The following is a 16,220-nucleotide window of genomic DNA, read 5'->3' on the forward strand; positions in this document are numbered from 1 at the left end:
CCAAGTTCAGCGTCATTGCTTGCTTCTAAGACAGCGGCAGGCTACCTCTTTCGCGACGGAGTGCGCTATACACGATGTGGGGGGTGCCAAAAGGATGTTCGTAGTGAGCGCTTCCTTATACACGTGGAGATCTGTGCTTCGCTGAAGAAGCAGAACAAGCCAGACATTCCGCTCAAGATGACCCTGAAACAGCCTAGTAGCGGGCCTACCACACAGAAGAGTATTAGAAAGCCGGCCGCCCCCCCTTTACAAGCTTGTCCAGTGTGCGGCTGCATGGTGCGACCGGACAAAATGAAACATCACCGACAGCGCGCGCACATGCCCGCTACCATGGCGCATTCCGACCCGAAAGCCCCCAAGGCTACACCTGCTCAGGAGTTGGCCTCAGCAGATAGCACGCTGCGACGTGAAAAAAGTGATTTGATGGATGCTAGCAGGTTCGTCGGGTACTTTGCACGGGAGGGAGGACGCTTCGGCTCGATGCCATCGTACGACGACTATAGCGATGAGGGCACACCTGATTAACCGGCTTTTCGCATCAAGCCGGACACCTTCAATAGCTAGAATATCCTATCAGGGGTACTACTCGGCAAGTAAAAGACGCTTGTTTTCAAGCGGGAGTCACTCAAGCTGCTAGGCTAGCTAGGCGCAAGTTATGTTGCTATTGCCCGAACCCTTTGGATCGGCGACCATTTGCTGGGAGGCTGGTGCAAGAACGTCAGGCCGCAAAGCCGAATCTTCTGCTGTAGTACAGCAGAAGATTCCGTAGGGTATTGACTGTATGGAATGCCCCAGTTGAGAGCATGGGGGCGCTAACTCAATAGGGGCTGCGCGCGGCTAGAGTGGGAAAGCCAATCTAGAGAACGAGGCCGCTTACCTTTCTCGCTAATTTCTTGTGGGCGAGCTGTTACGAGTTATGAACGTCTTCTTGGCAGTACTCGATAATTACGTCAGTGGCGCATTGTACGAGCATGGGCCTCAAGCCGTCTTGGTGGAAGTCTTGCTTGACGCCCGCAGTTTCGGTCGCGTGAGCGAACGAGTGGATCACGTGCATAACTTGGCTAAGAGGCAGAGTCTTGGCGCGAAGCAACTGATTTGTCAGCACTATCATCTGATCAAAAAACGAACTCGCCCAGGACGTTGCTGTAGTCCGCAATGTCCTGGGCTAGGTCGGTATCGGGTTTTTGATGAGTGTTTTTTTGTTTGCTTACCATGACGGATTTCCTTTCAAAGTTTTGGTACCCTGCGCACCTCAGGTAGGGCAGGGTAGTAAGAGTTAGTAGACGTTCGCTTCGTTAGAATGCTGTGCCGTTCGTTGGCTATTCACCGAACATCTCATCAGCGCTGACCTTAGTTCCTTTGCGGCTCAGCATTCGTACATTGTTGGGAGGTTGCTCAGCCACGACCACGTGGTCGTCGGCAACATGCACGCGGAACTTCGCAGCACGGATCGGTTTGCCGCCGGACTTTCGAAGCGTGCCCACATTCACCTCCGTCAGCCTGCGACCGAAGATCGCTACGTTCGTAGGTTGGAAGCCATTCGTCGTACAGAAGTCACGGTAGGCAGCATAAAGTTCACCCGATGTGGTTCCTTCCGTGCACGGGTCGAGGCATTCGTGATTAAACATGGCGACAGAATCTGCCTCGGTACGGTAGGTCTGCACTGTCATATCAGAAGACGCCGGTGGAACGAAATGGTTACGCGCAAGCAGACGCTTAAGCCCGTCCACTGCCCAGACCAGAATGCCATCGAGTTCGCTGGCCAACTTCTTGCCGAGATCGGCGTCGCGTTTTTCTTTCGTGAACACTTTGTTGCAAGACAGGATGACTGCGCGACGAGCGAACCCGCCCGAGGTATCCTTCAAACGTGGAAGATGGTTTGTCGCCGCGACCAATTTCACAGTAGGAATGAAGGAATATGGCGCCTTGTACTTCGGTTCCGCATCGATAGGCTCACCGGAAGTGATGGACTTGAGGTAACCGTCAGCCATCGTGCCATCAGCGTTCATCTCGGTAGAGATATTGAGCATGACGCCTTCGAGCGATGCGCGAACCGCGGTTTTGTTAAGGCGATCGAGATGCACCCAGGTCGTGTTCTCACGGCCAACCATATTTGCCATCAACTCGAGCAGCACACTCTTGCCGTTTGCACCGGAACCGGTCAGCCAAAGGAATCGTTCGAACTTATTGCTCGGAAGAAGCATGTAGCCCATGAACTCTTGCAGGAAGTTGACGCGATCACTAAAATCGGGTTCCATGCCCCAGATTTCATCTAGGAACTGCAGGAATCGTGGGGCTTTCGCAGTCGGGTTCCAGTCGATGTCGAGGGCACACAGCCGGCGATACTGTCGGGCGTGTGGCAGCAACTCGCCAGTGACCGGATCGAGTGTTCCGTTCTTCATGCAGATCAGGCGGCGCATCAGTTCCTGATCGATCTGCATCTGGTCTTGACCGTTGCTGGCGTCCGACGAGGAGCATAGGATCTTCAGCGTCTCGACGACCTCATTAGACCCAGCCGCAGTAAGCCAAGGGAAGTCCTCCAAAATCGGCTTGACGATCTCGGTGCGTTGATCGGTTTTGCGCCAGTAGCCGCTCTCGTACAGGCGGAAATTCTCGCAGTGATACCAGAGCCGGCCCGCATACGTCGCATGCACTGCGTCGGTAACTTCACGGATCTTGAGTTCTTCGGAAGAGCCACTGGACCCCTTCTTGACGCGCTTGGTCGCGCTTACTTTAGGGATGGGAATCGTCAGCAGCTTGTCGATATCGACTGGATTAGCGCCATCGATAGTTTTTACGAACGCCTGCGTTTCCGTTGCTGCGGGAGTGCTGGGCAGGAAGTATATGCGGCTCAGATCGCGAGCAGCAGTATCGGCGTCGCCGCCCAGCAGTTCGTTCATGACTGGCCAGATCGCCTTCCACTCGTTAGGCAAAATCGGACGGGATGGACGGAAGACAGCGCGAAAACGAGGAGCCTTCGCCGTATGGAGATGCGTCGAGTACAGAATGCCCTGCCAGTCGAGTTCGCTACATTTTGCTTCGAAGGCGTTACTGTCCCCGTAGTCAATGTCGAAGATCGCCAGGTGCAAACGCACTACGTTGCTGTCAGAGCGGGTAGTGCCATTCTTATACTCGGCTCCGGAGAACGCAGGGCCATCCTTTTTTTCGCGGACATCATGCGTTCGCAAGGTTTCGCACAGATCAGTCCACGTAACATCGCATTTGTCCGGTTTGTTGTCAGTTTGATTGCGGAACGAAGTGATAACGAATGGCGTTTCAGGGGCGCTGTGCGAAGACGTGGGAACTACTACGCTGTTCAATGCTGCTGGGTTCGATTTCATGTTGTCGGTTCTCTTAATGAGTAAATACCGACGCCGATTTAAACTTGACGCTACGAGCACCAGTTGGTGGTGAATCGAAGCGGGTAACCCGCATCGTGCCTGGAAGCGCGAAGGGTTTCTAGTGGGAGGGGAAGAGCACCACGGCGCCGACCAGTTCCACGTCCAATTACGTGGTTTTCTGGTCCGTCGAACCCGACAGGACGTGACAATACTCGCTCGATAGCGGGTATGGCAGGTCGTGTGGTGGGATCAACGGTACGATTCCCAAAACACTAGTCTCGGGTGATATTGCGAAAAACTCGCGTCATCACGCCGGATGTTTTGTTGTTGCGTTTAGATTCCAGGTAGGTCTGGTTCATCTATTCGCCGAATCGTCCGCGTGGCTGTGAAGCCGAAGGAAGTCCTGTCTGTATTTTGTTACTTGGTCTTGACCTAGTTGCCACCTCGCGACAGGCGAGAAAGGGAGGCGATCAAAAACTCTGCCAGCACAATAAGGTAAAAATTTACGCGTGTCAACGACTATTTTTGTAGTGCAATGCCTGCCCACCTGCCCACCTGCCCACCTGCCCACCTGTCCACCTGTACGGTGCCAGTACCCGTGCGCGGGAAGATCTGTCAGATCAAAAAAAAAGCCACATGGGTCTGCACGGAAGCGTGAGACTCATGTGGAGATAAATTATCAGCGATCGGTGTTGGTCAGCATCGTAACCGCTGCCATTGATGCCTCACGCATCGCACGGCTATCGGCCAACTTAGCATACCGTTGAGTCATATGGCTCGATGAGTGGCCCAGCATTTTTTGAATTGCATATAAGCTAACGCCTGCAACTGCTGCTGCGCTTGCCAGCGAATGTCGCAAATCGTGGAGCCGGGCATGTTGGCATCCAGCGTTCGCCAGGGCGCGCATCCATACCTTGCGGATGTTATTCATTGGGCGCTGGGGATCGACGGCATTCGGGAACAGGTAAGGGCTGCGCGTTGGTTTGATCTCCCTAATCAGATCGATTGCAACCTGGTTGAGTATCACAGTTCGAGACTTGCCGGACTTCGTATGTGCAAGGAACACCTTGCCCTCGACGAGGTCAACCGCGCTCCAGGGAAGAGTGAGCACCTCAGCATGCCGAAGCCCTGTGTACATCAGGAGAAGAACCGCCTGTGCGCCCAGGCGGTTTGGCTCGGCACGCAGTGCTGCTGTCAGACGCTGTACTTCATCCGCCTTCAGAGCACGCCCCGCGTCGCTTGTCTCCTGCAGCTTCTTCATGCCCCTGCAGACGTTTTTCTCGACGCCGCGTTCCCATTCGATCGCGAGCGTTAGCATACGCGCGATCAAGGCCAGGTGTCTGTTGCTTGTGGCATTCGAATGCGACTTGGATATATCAGTTCGATACATGTCGACGTCATAGCGGGTGATGTCGCAGATCCGCTTGTGCCCGAAACGCTTCAGGATATGGAGCTTGAGCTTGCTTTCATCCATATCGGCTGAACGCTTGTGTTTGTATGCGTATGGTAGGTACTCGTTTATGGCGAATTCTTCGAAGGTGGGCATACCTTTGTAGATGTCCTTTTGCGACTGAGGGTCGACGCCACGGTCGACCATCGCGCCGTATTCGATCGCTTTTTTCCGTGCTTCATCGACAGAAATTCCGGGAAACGCTCCGATACGAATTGCACGTTTCCTGCCATTGATGGTGTAGCGGTAGTACCAGGTTTTGAGTTTAGTTTTTGACACAGTCAGTTTCACGCTGGTCATCGCGTCGGTATATTCCACATCCTTGCTGGTCGAGTCAGACTTCGGGCCTTCAAGACGCTCGCAAGTACGAGTGGTGAACTGGATGGTGCGGCTTGTCATTTTTTGTTCTCCTATGAATGAAAAAAGCCGCCACCGGTTAACACCGGGGCGGCTGATGTTTGCTTCAGGAAGAACGCTTGATTTTCCTTCCTATTATCTTGTTCAAGGTTTGTAAAGAACATCCTTTTTTGGATCGCCGATAGAACAGCGACGCAAGGACTGTGCTCGGCGGCGTCCGTGTCCTGCTATTGCCCACAGACGTCGCCACGACAACAAGGCGACAGGACGACCACGACGACAGCAGTTTCACTAGTCCTTCCGCCCGTGCAAGCTCGCATGTTGAGTGTTGTGCATAGAGCCAAGCAGCGTGAGGCTTCTGGCGCTGCTCAAAGTTATGTCAGCGAGACTTCAACTTCAGTCCGGTCCATTTCAGGTCGATCAGGTTTCGTACTTCCTCGAAAGTTTGAACCCCGCCTCCCTCCCTCCCTGAAACATGCAAAGTAGGGAGGGAGGGAGGTGGCAGCTAAACTTTTTGGAGACAGCAATGCCCCGACCCAAAAAGTCGGCTCACATTTTTTGTCATCTGTGAACTAATACTCCGACGGAAGTAGGATTGTCGTCGCCGATCTGTTGGCCTCGGTAATGACCCAGATTTTGGTATCACCTGCCAAGGTATAACTTGATAGGAGACGGCCGCCAAGGCTCAGCGCATCGACGTTGGCTTGAGCATCCTGGGAAGAAATCTCACCCCAATCGCCTTGTCCGTGGCGTGCGATCAGGCGCATCGGGATGATGCCGCAGTTTTCGAGGGAGCTGAGTGCACCTGGTGTGGCAACCAGGTCACCCAGGGGAAAAAGCAGCAGCTTGCCCTTATGGAGTTGGTTCATAGAATTCCTTAGATGAAACAGAAGTTGAATGTTGATGCGAGCAACGATGACCTTCGTCGCGTCTCTGTCGAGTCCGCCGACATCGGCGTTGATGCGCTGCGTGCTGCCTGACCGGTGGCTGTTTTCTTCTGGAATTTACCTCAGGCGACCTTCGGCTTTGTTCCCGCTGGACAGTTCCTGCCAGAGTGACTACTTCGAGACTTTGTTATGCGGCAGAAGGGCTTGAGAGGAGGGGAGGGGAGCTTGCAGGCCGAAGCGTTCGTGACGTGGACGATTATGGCTATCCGTCAATCTAGTAATAAAAACCATAATCAAGTTCCTCGTAGCGCAGAATGTCGATGTAAACACGCTGCGGGTCGGGTGAATGCCTTATGTCGCCCACCCGCAGGAAGATGCGTTCGACACGCCCCGAGGTCACGTTGTACTCGCTCTCGGCAAGGAATCCGCCGTTGTCCAGGCCGAGCAGATCCTCGTCGATAGGCAGCGCGACGGATACGAAATCGTCGTCCGCAGCGTCAGAAAGCAGCGTACCCAATCCGGCGATGGACACCACGACGCCTTCGGAAACTAAGGCGTCGATGGGCTGTACCCAGTCGTTGATCGATACTGAACTAGCTTCCATCTGCGCCAGAGGCACTTCGTAACGTTGTGCTGGGCACTGGTAATAGATAGCGCACTCCTGGTCCGCGTTGACCGGGGTGCCGGACCAATACGCGATGATGTGTTGGTAGTCGGGAGGTAGGTGCAGCGCACCCTCGAAGATGCAGCCCCGAAGCTCAGTTGGGAAGCTCACTTCAGCAGCGCCGGCATTGAGCTGCAAGGCGATGTGTGCAGCGTCGGGCAGAACGGAAACGGAGAGGAAGGAGAGGTCCTTAAGATAGTATCCTTCCCTTCGGGTCGGATCGGTTGCGGGGTCGTCAGATAGGAGGCATCGGTCATAATAGTCGAGCGGAGCGATTAATGTCATTGTGGCAAGAGTCTCTGCGGTAACGTAGATGGTGGCGGACAAGGCAGGTTCCTGTTTTTTCTATGGTGGATGGGAGTTCAGTCAATCACGGAGTACCCCTTGCGTCGTAGGCGTACCTCGTAGTGATGCTCGATCTGCTGCCGATTTTTAGCGAAGAGGGTCATGTCACGCGCGCCCTGGACGCGGGTAGCACGCTTCGTTCGGATCGCGTCGCAGAGCGCATCAAGCTCGAATTTCGGATCGTGGAAAAGGTGGTGGTTGGATAGGGCAAGCCGGTCGATATCCAGCTGGTTGTTCATAACGTATCGCATTGCTTGCTCGTGCGAGCTAAGTAATGCGAGGTGGATGATCTTGGCGTCTCCGTGCCCTGCCTTCCCGATGAAGTAAGGCGTCCGCGTAGTTGTCTTCACCCGCCTAAAGATGATCCCGAACCGTACGGTCATGACCTCCATGACCTTGGCGTCGAGCGCGATCACGTCTACGTCTCCCAACGGAACGGCGGACGCGGGATCAACGATCCTCTTGAGTAGCCCCCCGTAGATGTAGAGGCCATGGGTGCTGGTCATCCAATGCAGCAGACCTTGCGGCAGCCCTTCGGAATCGGCCAGCGCGGCAAGATGCGGCCAGGCAATCATCGGCCTGCTCGCCACTATTGAGCCTTTTTGGCAGGGATTTCGAGCGTTTTTCTATGGTCCTTATGATCTGATGCGGCAACGCTTCCAGCCGGTAAATCGCCGCCAATTTCGGTAGGTAGCTCAACGCGTGTTCCAGTCTCAGCGAGCATGGTCTTTTCCCAAAGCAGCCAGTCGCTAGTAACGACGTGCTGAGTCTTAGCTACGGCTGCCGCTGAGAGGAGGCCGAGCGCATGCAACACCGCACACAGGAAGCCTGCATTGTTTGAGGACTTGGATACGAAGACATCCTTCAATACTTTTGAGACGAAGGGCTCGCCCGACTTGTATTTTTCCAGACACGCGACGATGGCGCGGAAGGGCACCCGTTCGCGACTGAAATAGCCGCCACCTTCGTTTTTTGTTACTGCGATGAGGAGGTCACGGCGGTCATTGTCGGCGACGACGTGATAGTTGAGAATGCCAGCGCTGTGTTGCCCTAACTTCTTAGCCGTCCCGGCATTGAGAACCCAGAATGGAGTAAGGGCGACCGCGACAGTCGCGCACGTCGCGACGGAAGGTTGACCGCTTTCGGACGATTTTTTTGGGAAAGTGCTCTTGCTCATTTTGCTCTCCGGTTGTTTGATGTAATTACTAAGAAGAAACGGCCCATCACAAGTTGATGTCATGGGCCTTTGTAGCCAAAGCTGGGCAAGCGCTGCCGATGCAACGCCGTCAGCAGTAATAGATGATATGAAGTCGGATTAGCGGCGGTACTTCAGCGAGAAGTTTAGGTCCAAGCTGCGTGGCATCAACGCTTGCTTAAGGGGCGGGATACCTGAGCTGCTGGTCCGTGCGCTGAGCGAACGTGGCGAAGTGTTTGAGGCTGACCATTGCCAGACGGGTTTTGCGGTGAGGTTGATCATTAGTGAGATTCCCTTTTGTAAAATGAAAAAAGCCCAAGACCTTTTTAGGGCATGGGCTTTGGTTAGGTTCAACCATCAAAATTATATATGCACGAAATCTCCATCGATTCAGCGCTGGCTTAAGCGGGAATTACTGAATTTTAGAGTTATGCCCAATCGCCAAAAATTTTAGTTGACCAAAAGAAGTATTTCATGTTGTATTGAATTTTGGTTGTCGAGCAGGCCATCTTTATAGCCACAAAAATGCTGGTCTGCTAGACTACACTGCACTCTGAGCGACACCAAATCTAGGCCCTTGGAACCAGCGAGTCTTCGCGCTCTTCCTCGTTTCGGCACGTCATGTTCTGAGCAGACGCTAAAGTATGAATCTTATACGCAGGAGTACGAAGTATAGATGAATGAAAAAATCAAAACACATTTGGAATGGTTGGCGAAAAAAGTAAAGCATAAATTTAGTCCACTTAATTCAAACAATTCAAAGGAAGTGCAATATGGCGGTAATGAAAAAAGGAAACTTTTCGATCGATATTGGTTTCCTTAAATTGGGTGGCGACTTTGAGGAAGGTGACCGCCAATGTGCATGGGAATTATATACCGAACTAGCTACTAGAATAGCTGTAACCGGCAAGCCAAACGATCGCGACTGCACAGATTTTTCCGGAGAGGTTTACGCGGAAAGCCTAACGTCCTTGCATACATTTTTTAGCGAATCGCGCAAAATCATGCGTCAATTTCCAGTATGTTCAACATATGTAAGGCCGAGGAAAATTTTCGGAATTCCCACCGGGGCTGGCATAAATAATCATCTCGGCGCACTGATTCATAGATTTATGCGTGACATCTTGCGGCCATTTCTCGAGACATGGCAAGCAGACTACCGATTTTGGTGGGAGAACATAAGTGACAAGACTTTGCCTCCTGTAGACCGACAAAGGGCATATCCAAAATTGAGTAACATGATTTCGCAATGGAGCGATCTACGCGCAATTATGCGGGCTATTCAAGATGAGCTAGTTTTTATGTATAAATTGGTTGATGTGACAAAGCTAAACTAACTTATGTCGCGACTCTAGTAGGGTAAAATAATAACAGTGTGAAAATGCGTTCTTTTATTTCTTCTCATTTCCGACTTGCATAGTCGTTTATGATGGCGGAATAGCACTTATTGATTTCTAAAGTAAATTCTAATCTAGGGGAATACATGTCTCGTGCATTTTTGTCGCACAGTAGTTTTGACGGAGACTTTGTTGAGAACGTTTTTTCACAGCTGGGGCCTGGGAAATGTGTTTACGATAAAGAGACTTTTAAAAAGAATTCGGATCTTGCGTTGCAGATCAATGATGGAATAGAAGAATGTGATGTGTACGTTTTGTTTCTATCGGAAGCTGCTATAAAATCTGATTGGGTTAATTCGGAAATCGATCTCGCGTTAGAACTCAGAACTCGATGGAAAATTAAGAAGTTTCTAATTTTTCAACTTGATGATACCAATTGGTCTACATTACCCACTTGGATGGGGCGTTATTTGGTTTCATGCCCTCCTTCTCCGCACCATGTAGCACTCCGGTTGCTGGATGAGTTACGACCGGTGAGTAACGAAGATGAGTCTTGCTACGGTAGAAGCGAGGATGAAAGGAAAATAATTGATGAATTAACGGAGTGTAAAGTTCCGCCGAGTTATCTTTACTTTTCTGGCCCAGTTGGAATAGGGCGACGTACACTCGCTAACGCGGTTTACAAGGCCTACTATCCGCACTTAAATAAAAATAAAATTTTGATTAAGGTTGGGTTTGGCGATGGCATATTGGAGATTTATAGAAAAGCCTTGGCGTATAGTGCGAATTGGCGAGCTAGGGATTTAAAATTAGAGACCGATCGTGTTGCATCTCTTAACGATAATGATCGAACGAAAGAGCTTGCGCGACTACTATATGAAATATCTACTTCATTTCACCAAGTCGTAGTTATAGATTTAGGAACTATAGCTCTTACAGAAGAAGGGAAACCACAATCTTGGTTTAGCAAGCTGGCAAGGTATTTGGCTCCTGGCGTCTATCCCTACATTTTATTTTTGTCAAATCGGTTTTTAAACGGTACCGATTTGGAAAATGGACTGTTCTTCGGAGTAGAGCCTCTCGATGATAAATGGTCAATTCATTTGTTTAGGGTTTTAATAAAGAGACATGATATAAAACTTCCTAGCCGGGAAGAGCAAGATCTGATTGAGAATAGTATTGTTGGCCATCCTGGATTAATAACAGTGGTTGCGAATTATCTGCGGAGAAATCCTAGGTACAAGCCGAACAAGACGCACAACAACATTGTGAAGTTAATAAATCAGGAAGTTCAAAGAATACTGGAGGATTTTATTGATGGGAATATTGAACGTGAAAAGGCTGTTGCCTTCATTTCGGAAAGCCATATCCTCTCATATGAAGAGATAGTGCTGGTCTCTAAAGGTTGGCCCGAATTTGAAGATTCAACTGAAGCACTTATCGATGCGGGTCTTCTAGTTAATAACGGTGTTGATTACACCCTTGCTAGCTATATTCAAAGATACGCATCAGGTTTAGCGAGCCTTCATCGCTCTGCGTTGGCGGAAGCTCGTAAAGAGTTGTTGTTGGCATTTGATAAGATTACGGAAGAAACTTTTGTTTCTGTTCAGCTGCTAGACGCGAGAATTGTCGAGCATATTATTGATGGGGCGCCGATAAGCAGTTATCTTTCGAACCTGATAATGCCTAGTCAGCAGTTAAAGGCTGCAAAGCGGAAGTATGACGCACAGGACTACGAAACTTCGTTGCCCCTTGCCAAGGAAGCGTATCAGCAGAGCGAAAAGCTAAGCCAGGATGGAAAGCGTGAAGCATGGCGTCTAATCGGGTTGTCTGCAGTAAGAGGCGGTAATGAACAGTCGTTTGATTTATTTTTGAGGGAATATAACAATATCCAAAAATCACCTCGGACTGATGCTGTATATTATTTCGGAAATGGTTTCAGGGAAAGAATGCGTGGCAATTTGCGCGAGGCGTTAAAGTGGTTTAAAAAAATTCAGCAGGATCGTTATGCAGACTCCCATGTATATCGGGAATTGGCTTATATTTATGCTTTTGAAAGGAACTTTGAAGAGGCGTACTCGTGTGTAAAAACAGCACATAATTTAGCCCTTGGAAATCCGTATATTTTGGACGTTTTTGCAATGGTTCTAATTGAAAGATATCGGGTCGAGCGTCGCCATGAATTAATTGCAGACATTGATGATTGCCTCGATGAACTAAAGCGTGCTGATGATCTGGAGCGGACTAGTTTTTACTTTTCTAGGTCAAAAATGCGCGACGTTATCGTCAATAACGACATTGCATCGCTCAATGAATTATTTTTGAACAGGAAAAAACTACCAATTTCAGCGAAAGTGGCATTGCTAAGTATGTTGTCATTGAAAGGTAAAGATATGCAATACCGCGAGTTTCACAGTGAGCTCGCGAAATCCATAAGAGATGAAAAAAACCCCCTAGCAAAAATTGAAATCGCGCGCGTCGAATTTGAACATTTGGTAGTGAAGCAGCAGTTTGCCGATGCTGAAAAGATCTTGTTAGAGTATGGAGAGAAATTTACGGAAATGTGCAGTCAAGATCTGGCGCGTCAATTGCCACAGGTTAGGCGGACGAAGTAGCAATGTTGCTTTTCCTGGCCATCCAACCTTTTCCAGCGCTCTAGTGCTAAAGGTTCACGTTCTGGAAGCAGAGTTGAGATGGACAGGTTGCAGGATTGGCGCAATACTGCCTGTACGCTAATGTGGTCGTTGCTCTAGAGCGTCTATATGCGTTTGCACATTACAAGTAACACGCCAGCTGTGTGTCTGGCGTGTTTGCTAAACAGTTTCGGTAGCCGGATTAGTCTAATCATCGACAGAAGATTTCAATCGCGTGTGGGATATTGGCGACTCCTTTAGCATCATTACTCAACCCACAAGCTTGTCTTGAATTGACTTCGCCAATTTGCACATGCCCCAAACAACTCTTGCTAACGCTATCCACTGCGTAGTTTGGTCGTGGCGTTGGTATTGCCAAACGTGAGATTGAACCGCTCGCGTTTTACGGCAAGATTTGGGGAGGGCGCCATTCCTTTCGTGAATGCGCGGTCGGGGAAAGAAGAGGCGGGTGGTGATGGCGCATTTTTTGCATCCCGCACTCCGGAGCTAGACCGGGCACAAGGATTGTCGGCGCCGTAAAAAGAACGCCGATCTGCATGGATCGGCGTTTAGTCAGGGATATTCTTGGAGGCCCGGGGCGGGATCGAACCGCCGACACAAGGATTTTGAAGTCATGATCCTCATGACAGCTAACAAAAATTGGCAATTTGCATGTTCACTGATAAATTACCAACAGTTATGCTGAGCAACCCCATAGGGTCCCCATCCACATTGACGAACGATGTTTTCCAACTCTACATATGTCGCTAGCGGAAGAAAAATTCACCGAAATATTTTCCCTGAGTCAGGATCCTGAGCTGGCGGAAGCTGGGGGTGGTCATGGGCAGAAGGGGGTGGACTTCCAGCGCTACTGGGCGCTCCTCCGCATATTCGAGCTCAAACAAGGCGGCTCGACCGATTTCCTCCTGCTTTTCGAGTCGATCCAGGACGTCGCCGAGTTCGATTCTGAAACGGCACCCAGCCGCGTCGATATATACCAGATCAAAAAGAAAGACAGCGGCGAGTGGTCGTTCAACGAACTAACGGGCTTGCTGAAGCCGGACGGCCGAACGAAGAAAAAAGTACCACCCACTCTGTCCAAGGTAGGAAAGAGCCCTCTCGGTAAATTGTATAAGGCTGGTTTGGCTGTCCAGCATTTGGAAGCCAACGCTCACTTCGTGTCGAACGCAGGCTGCGACCTCCCGCTGGTCACGAGTGGATCAGCCTCGGCCCTGCTCAAGTGCCTGGCGTCGCAGCTTGACGCTTCGCACGCGTCACCTTTGGCCGAGGGGTTGGCCCTGCTCCACGCCGCTCCCGGAGAAGTCCCGAACCTCAAACGGCTCGCCTTGCGGAAAACTACCTTGCACCCGGACGCCCCTCACCTAATGGCTCTCGGCGCGGCTACGGCTTACCTCAGCAAGCACCTACCGGCGAGCGCAGGCCAAGCGAAAGCGTTCGTGGACGCTCTCTTCGCGCAGCTCAGTGCCCTCGGGCGACAGACCCAGCCCGTGGCGTCATTTGAGGAACTGCGTCACCAGCGGGGATACTCGATGGCCGAGCTGAACTCTGCGCTTGCCGATCTCAAAGGCGTTCCCGACCTGAAATCGTACTTTGACAAGGTTCTCGACGGACTGCTGCTCGAAGGGCTTGCTCCTCTTAGGCGTATCTCGATTAACGTCGGCGTGACGAAGTACTTCTCCGCCGTCGTCTCCGGGACGTGGGGGAGCGACGAGCTCGCCCTGATCGACGAATGCGCCAAGGCAGCACCTCCGCTACTGGCATCTTCTTCGTTGCTTCCCGCACTGGAAGCGGAAACCGCGAGGATAGCCGCGTCCCATCCGGCCTTCAAGAACACTGAAGTCTTCGCGTATTTGCTAATCCAGGTAACGAAAAATGCCGCAGCCTAATTTTAGAAAACTCCTTCGCGCCCTATCTACAAAATCCTATGAGAATCTTCCTATTCGAAAGCATATCGCTGCTATCGCACCGCGACAAAAAAGCCAGAAAGGTCAGCTTTCACCCGCACAGGAATCTGATCCAAGGGGAGAACCATACGGGCAAGTCAAGTCTCGTTAAGCACCTCTTCGTAACGCTTGGTGCCAAACCGCTGGGAACCCTCGAACAATGGGATCCTCAGACCGTTTCCGCAGTCAGGTTCAAGGTAGACGGTGAATCGTTTACCGTCATCCACCATAGTGGTGCGCGCTCGCTTCACGATTCGTCCGGCAAGCTTCTCAAGGCAACTGATTCGCCTGCCGCATGGGCAGAAACGTTCGCGGCGCTGGTCGGTTTTAAGCTCATGCTGACTTCTAAGAAGACAGGGCAGGGCGTATTGGCCGATCCTTCCTGTTTTTTCCTCCCTTTTTACATTGACCAAGATGGGAGCTGGCGGGAAAAATGGGATACTTTCCCCGCTACGATGCAGTATGCGGCACCGGTCCGCAGCATCCTCGAATACTTCAGCGGTATCAAGCCTGCCGAATACTACGAGCTCAAGAGCGAGCAAAGCGCGATATCGAAGGAAGCCGACGCGCGTGTCAGCGAGATGAAGCTTCTGGAACGCGCTCGCGGTCGGCTGAGCCAGACTCTTCCGGTTGGCACCGTGAAGCTGTCGGAGGCGGGCTTCGAAGAAGAAATCCGCCGCCTGACATTAGAGGCGAACGAGCTCAACGGCCTGCAGGAAACTCTGCGCGCTAAGTATGTCCGCGAGGGTGAAGTGGTTGCAAGCATCAACCACCAGATCCAAACCGCCTTCGCCTCGCTGCGGGAATACGCCGGAGACCAGAAGTACCTTGCGAACATTGCCAATGCCAATGAAATCGTCTGCCCGACGTGTGGGGCGGAGCACGAGCAGTCATTCCTGCACTACTTGGGCTATGCCGAGGACGCCAGGATCCTGGAGGAGCTTACGCGTACGCTCCAGAGAGATCTCGTTACCGCGCGACGCCAACTGGAATCGACGAACGGGGAACTTCGAACGCTGCGCGGCAACTACGCCAGAATCAACGGGATCCTTGAGCATAAGCGCGGGGACCTCCGGTTCCAAGAGGTAGTGGAATCCCAAGGAGCCCAGGCTGCCCATAGGGCATTCGATGCCGAAAGAGAACAGATCGCCGGCGAACTGGCGGATTGGAACGCCAAACTTGCGGAAATCGAGGCACAACTGGGCGCGTTGACCGACAAGAAGCGTGCCAAAAGGATTGTGGCTGCGTTCAGAGAAGCCTACCAGCTAGCGAGGAAGTCGCTCAACGTACCCGATCCTTCGGGCAATCCAAACCTTGTCAGCAGACCTAACCGTTCAGGCAGCGGAGGGCCTCGTTTGCTCCTCGCTTACTACGCAGCCTTGTGGAAGGTCTGCCACGGCGAACAGCTAGGCATGTCGGTCCCTGTAGTCATAGACTCTCCGAACCAGCAGGACCAAGACGACCTGAACCTCCACGTCGTCCTCGGGTTCATCGCGGAGAGCCTTCCGGATTCCATGCAGCTCATAGTCTGCGTCACGAAACACTCGGACGCTCAGCTCGACAAGACAACTGTTTTCGACAAGAAGTACAGCATGTTGCTTCCCGAGTGCTACGACGAGGTCGAATCTGATGTCGAGCCGCTCTACCGGCAGATGAATGCCGCGCTGCTGAGCATTCCAATCGACGAGGTCAAGGAACACAAGCCAGAGGCGGATTCGGATGAATAGGGAATAAGTGGTGGGCCGTGCGGATTCGAACCTGCGACCATCGGACCAAAAGTCCGTTCTGTCACCGTAGCATGGAGGTCACAATAGGCGTTTGGACGTTTAACGTCCGTGCTGCGGAGTGAAGACCTAAGTGGGCGGACGTTTGGACGATTCGGACGGTTGTGCGGGCGCGGAGATGGTGGGCCGGGAATAGACCGGACACGAGGACTTCTTGCGCTGGAAACAAAAACGCCGATCTGCATGGATCGGCGTTTCGTGAAGTATGTTCTTGGTGGCCCGGGGCGGAATCGAACCACCGACACAAGGATTTTCAATCCTCT

General features: G+C 51.8%; 10 protein-coding genes. 4 read left to right on the top strand and 6 right to left on the bottom strand.

The features are described from left to right. Nucleotides 1-1,319: 1,319 nt before the first annotated feature. The 6 genes from RT688_RS23010 to RT688_RS23035 all read right to left on the bottom strand — a co-directional run bounded on the left by RT688_RS23010 (nucleotide 1,320) and on the right by RT688_RS23035 (nucleotide 8,221). Nucleotides 1,320-3,341, bottom strand: coding sequence for a phage/plasmid primase, P4 family (locus RT688_RS23010; protein WP_313707161.1), 2,022 nt, complete (start codon nucleotides 3,339-3,341; stop codon nucleotides 1,320-1,322). Between the two features lie 679 nt (nucleotides 3,342-4,020). Continuing rightward, the gene (locus RT688_RS23015; RefSeq protein WP_313707162.1) at nucleotides 4,021-5,190 is read right to left on the bottom strand and encodes a site-specific integrase; all 1,170 of its coding nucleotides are present in this window, start codon (nucleotides 5,188-5,190) and stop codon (nucleotides 4,021-4,023) included. Between the two features lie 530 nt (nucleotides 5,191-5,720). Next, nucleotides 5,721-6,017, bottom strand: a complete 297-nt coding sequence (locus RT688_RS23020; protein WP_313707163.1) for a hypothetical protein — start codon at nucleotides 6,015-6,017, stop codon at nucleotides 5,721-5,723. A gap of 292 nt (nucleotides 6,018-6,309) precedes the next feature. Beyond that, a complete protein-coding gene (locus RT688_RS23025) occupies nucleotides 6,310-7,026 on the bottom strand; it encodes a hypothetical protein (protein WP_313707164.1) in 717 nt (238 codons plus the stop codon). Between the two features lie 35 nt (nucleotides 7,027-7,061). Beyond that, on the bottom strand, nucleotides 7,062-7,619 hold the full coding sequence (locus tag RT688_RS23030) for a hypothetical protein (protein ID WP_313707165.1): 558 nt from the start codon (nucleotides 7,617-7,619) through the stop codon (nucleotides 7,062-7,064). A gap of 14 nt (nucleotides 7,620-7,633) precedes the next feature. After that, nucleotides 7,634-8,221 (bottom strand): hypothetical protein, encoded by a 588-nt coding sequence (locus RT688_RS23035; RefSeq protein WP_313707166.1) that lies wholly within the window; start codon nucleotides 8,219-8,221, stop codon nucleotides 7,634-7,636. A 791-nt stretch (nucleotides 8,222-9,012) separates the two neighbouring features. Here RT688_RS23035 and RT688_RS23040 point away from each other — a divergent pair. From RT688_RS23040 to RT688_RS23055, 4 genes are all read left to right on the top strand, one after another. After that, on the top strand, nucleotides 9,013-9,576 hold the full coding sequence (locus tag RT688_RS23040; RefSeq protein ID WP_313707167.1) for a hypothetical protein: 564 nt from the start codon (nucleotides 9,013-9,015) through the stop codon (nucleotides 9,574-9,576). Nucleotides 9,577-9,722: 146 nt separating this feature from the next. Further along, a complete protein-coding gene (locus RT688_RS23045; RefSeq protein WP_313707168.1) occupies nucleotides 9,723-12,191 on the top strand; it encodes a toll/interleukin-1 receptor domain-containing protein in 2,469 nt (822 codons plus the stop codon). A 779-nt stretch (nucleotides 12,192-12,970) separates the two neighbouring features. Beyond that, nucleotides 12,971-14,116, top strand: a complete 1,146-nt coding sequence (locus tag RT688_RS23050) for a dsDNA nuclease domain-containing protein (protein WP_313707169.1) — start codon at nucleotides 12,971-12,973, stop codon at nucleotides 14,114-14,116. Between the two features lie 38 nt (nucleotides 14,117-14,154). Next, nucleotides 14,155-15,900: a hypothetical protein gene (locus tag RT688_RS23055; RefSeq protein ID WP_313707170.1), complete on the top strand. Its 1,746-nt coding sequence runs from the start codon at nucleotides 14,155-14,157 to the stop codon at nucleotides 15,898-15,900. The last annotated feature ends 320 nt before the right edge of the window (nucleotides 15,901-16,220 follow it).

It is taken from the genome of Massilia sp., from assembly GCF_032106685.1.
GTDB lineage: Bacteria > Pseudomonadota > Gammaproteobacteria > Burkholderiales > Burkholderiaceae_D > Telluria.

Bases quoted from the DNA above. Each gene is read 5' to 3' on its own strand.
- RT688_RS23010 (WP_313707161.1), bottom strand. From the start codon at position 3,341: ATGAAATCGAACCCAGCAGCATTGAACAGCGTAGTAGTTCCCACGTCT.
- RT688_RS23015 (WP_313707162.1), bottom strand. From the start codon at position 5,190: ATGACAAGCCGCACCATCCAGTTCACCACTCGTACTTGCGAGCGTCTT.
- RT688_RS23020 (WP_313707163.1), bottom strand. From the start codon at position 6,017: ATGAACCAACTCCATAAGGGCAAGCTGCTGCTTTTTCCCCTGGGTGAC.
- RT688_RS23030 (WP_313707165.1), bottom strand. From the start codon at position 7,619: ATGATTGCCTGGCCGCATCTTGCCGCGCTGGCCGATTCCGAAGGGCTG.
- RT688_RS23035 (WP_313707166.1), bottom strand. From the start codon at position 8,221: ATGAGCAAGAGCACTTTCCCAAAAAAATCGTCCGAAAGCGGTCAACCT.
- RT688_RS23040 (WP_313707167.1), top strand. From the start codon at position 9,013: ATGGCGGTAATGAAAAAAGGAAACTTTTCGATCGATATTGGTTTCCTT.
- RT688_RS23045 (WP_313707168.1), top strand. From the start codon at position 9,723: ATGTCTCGTGCATTTTTGTCGCACAGTAGTTTTGACGGAGACTTTGTT.
- RT688_RS23050 (WP_313707169.1), top strand. From the start codon at position 12,971: ATGTCGCTAGCGGAAGAAAAATTCACCGAAATATTTTCCCTGAGTCAG.
- RT688_RS23055 (WP_313707170.1), top strand. From the start codon at position 14,155: ATGAGAATCTTCCTATTCGAAAGCATATCGCTGCTATCGCACCGCGAC.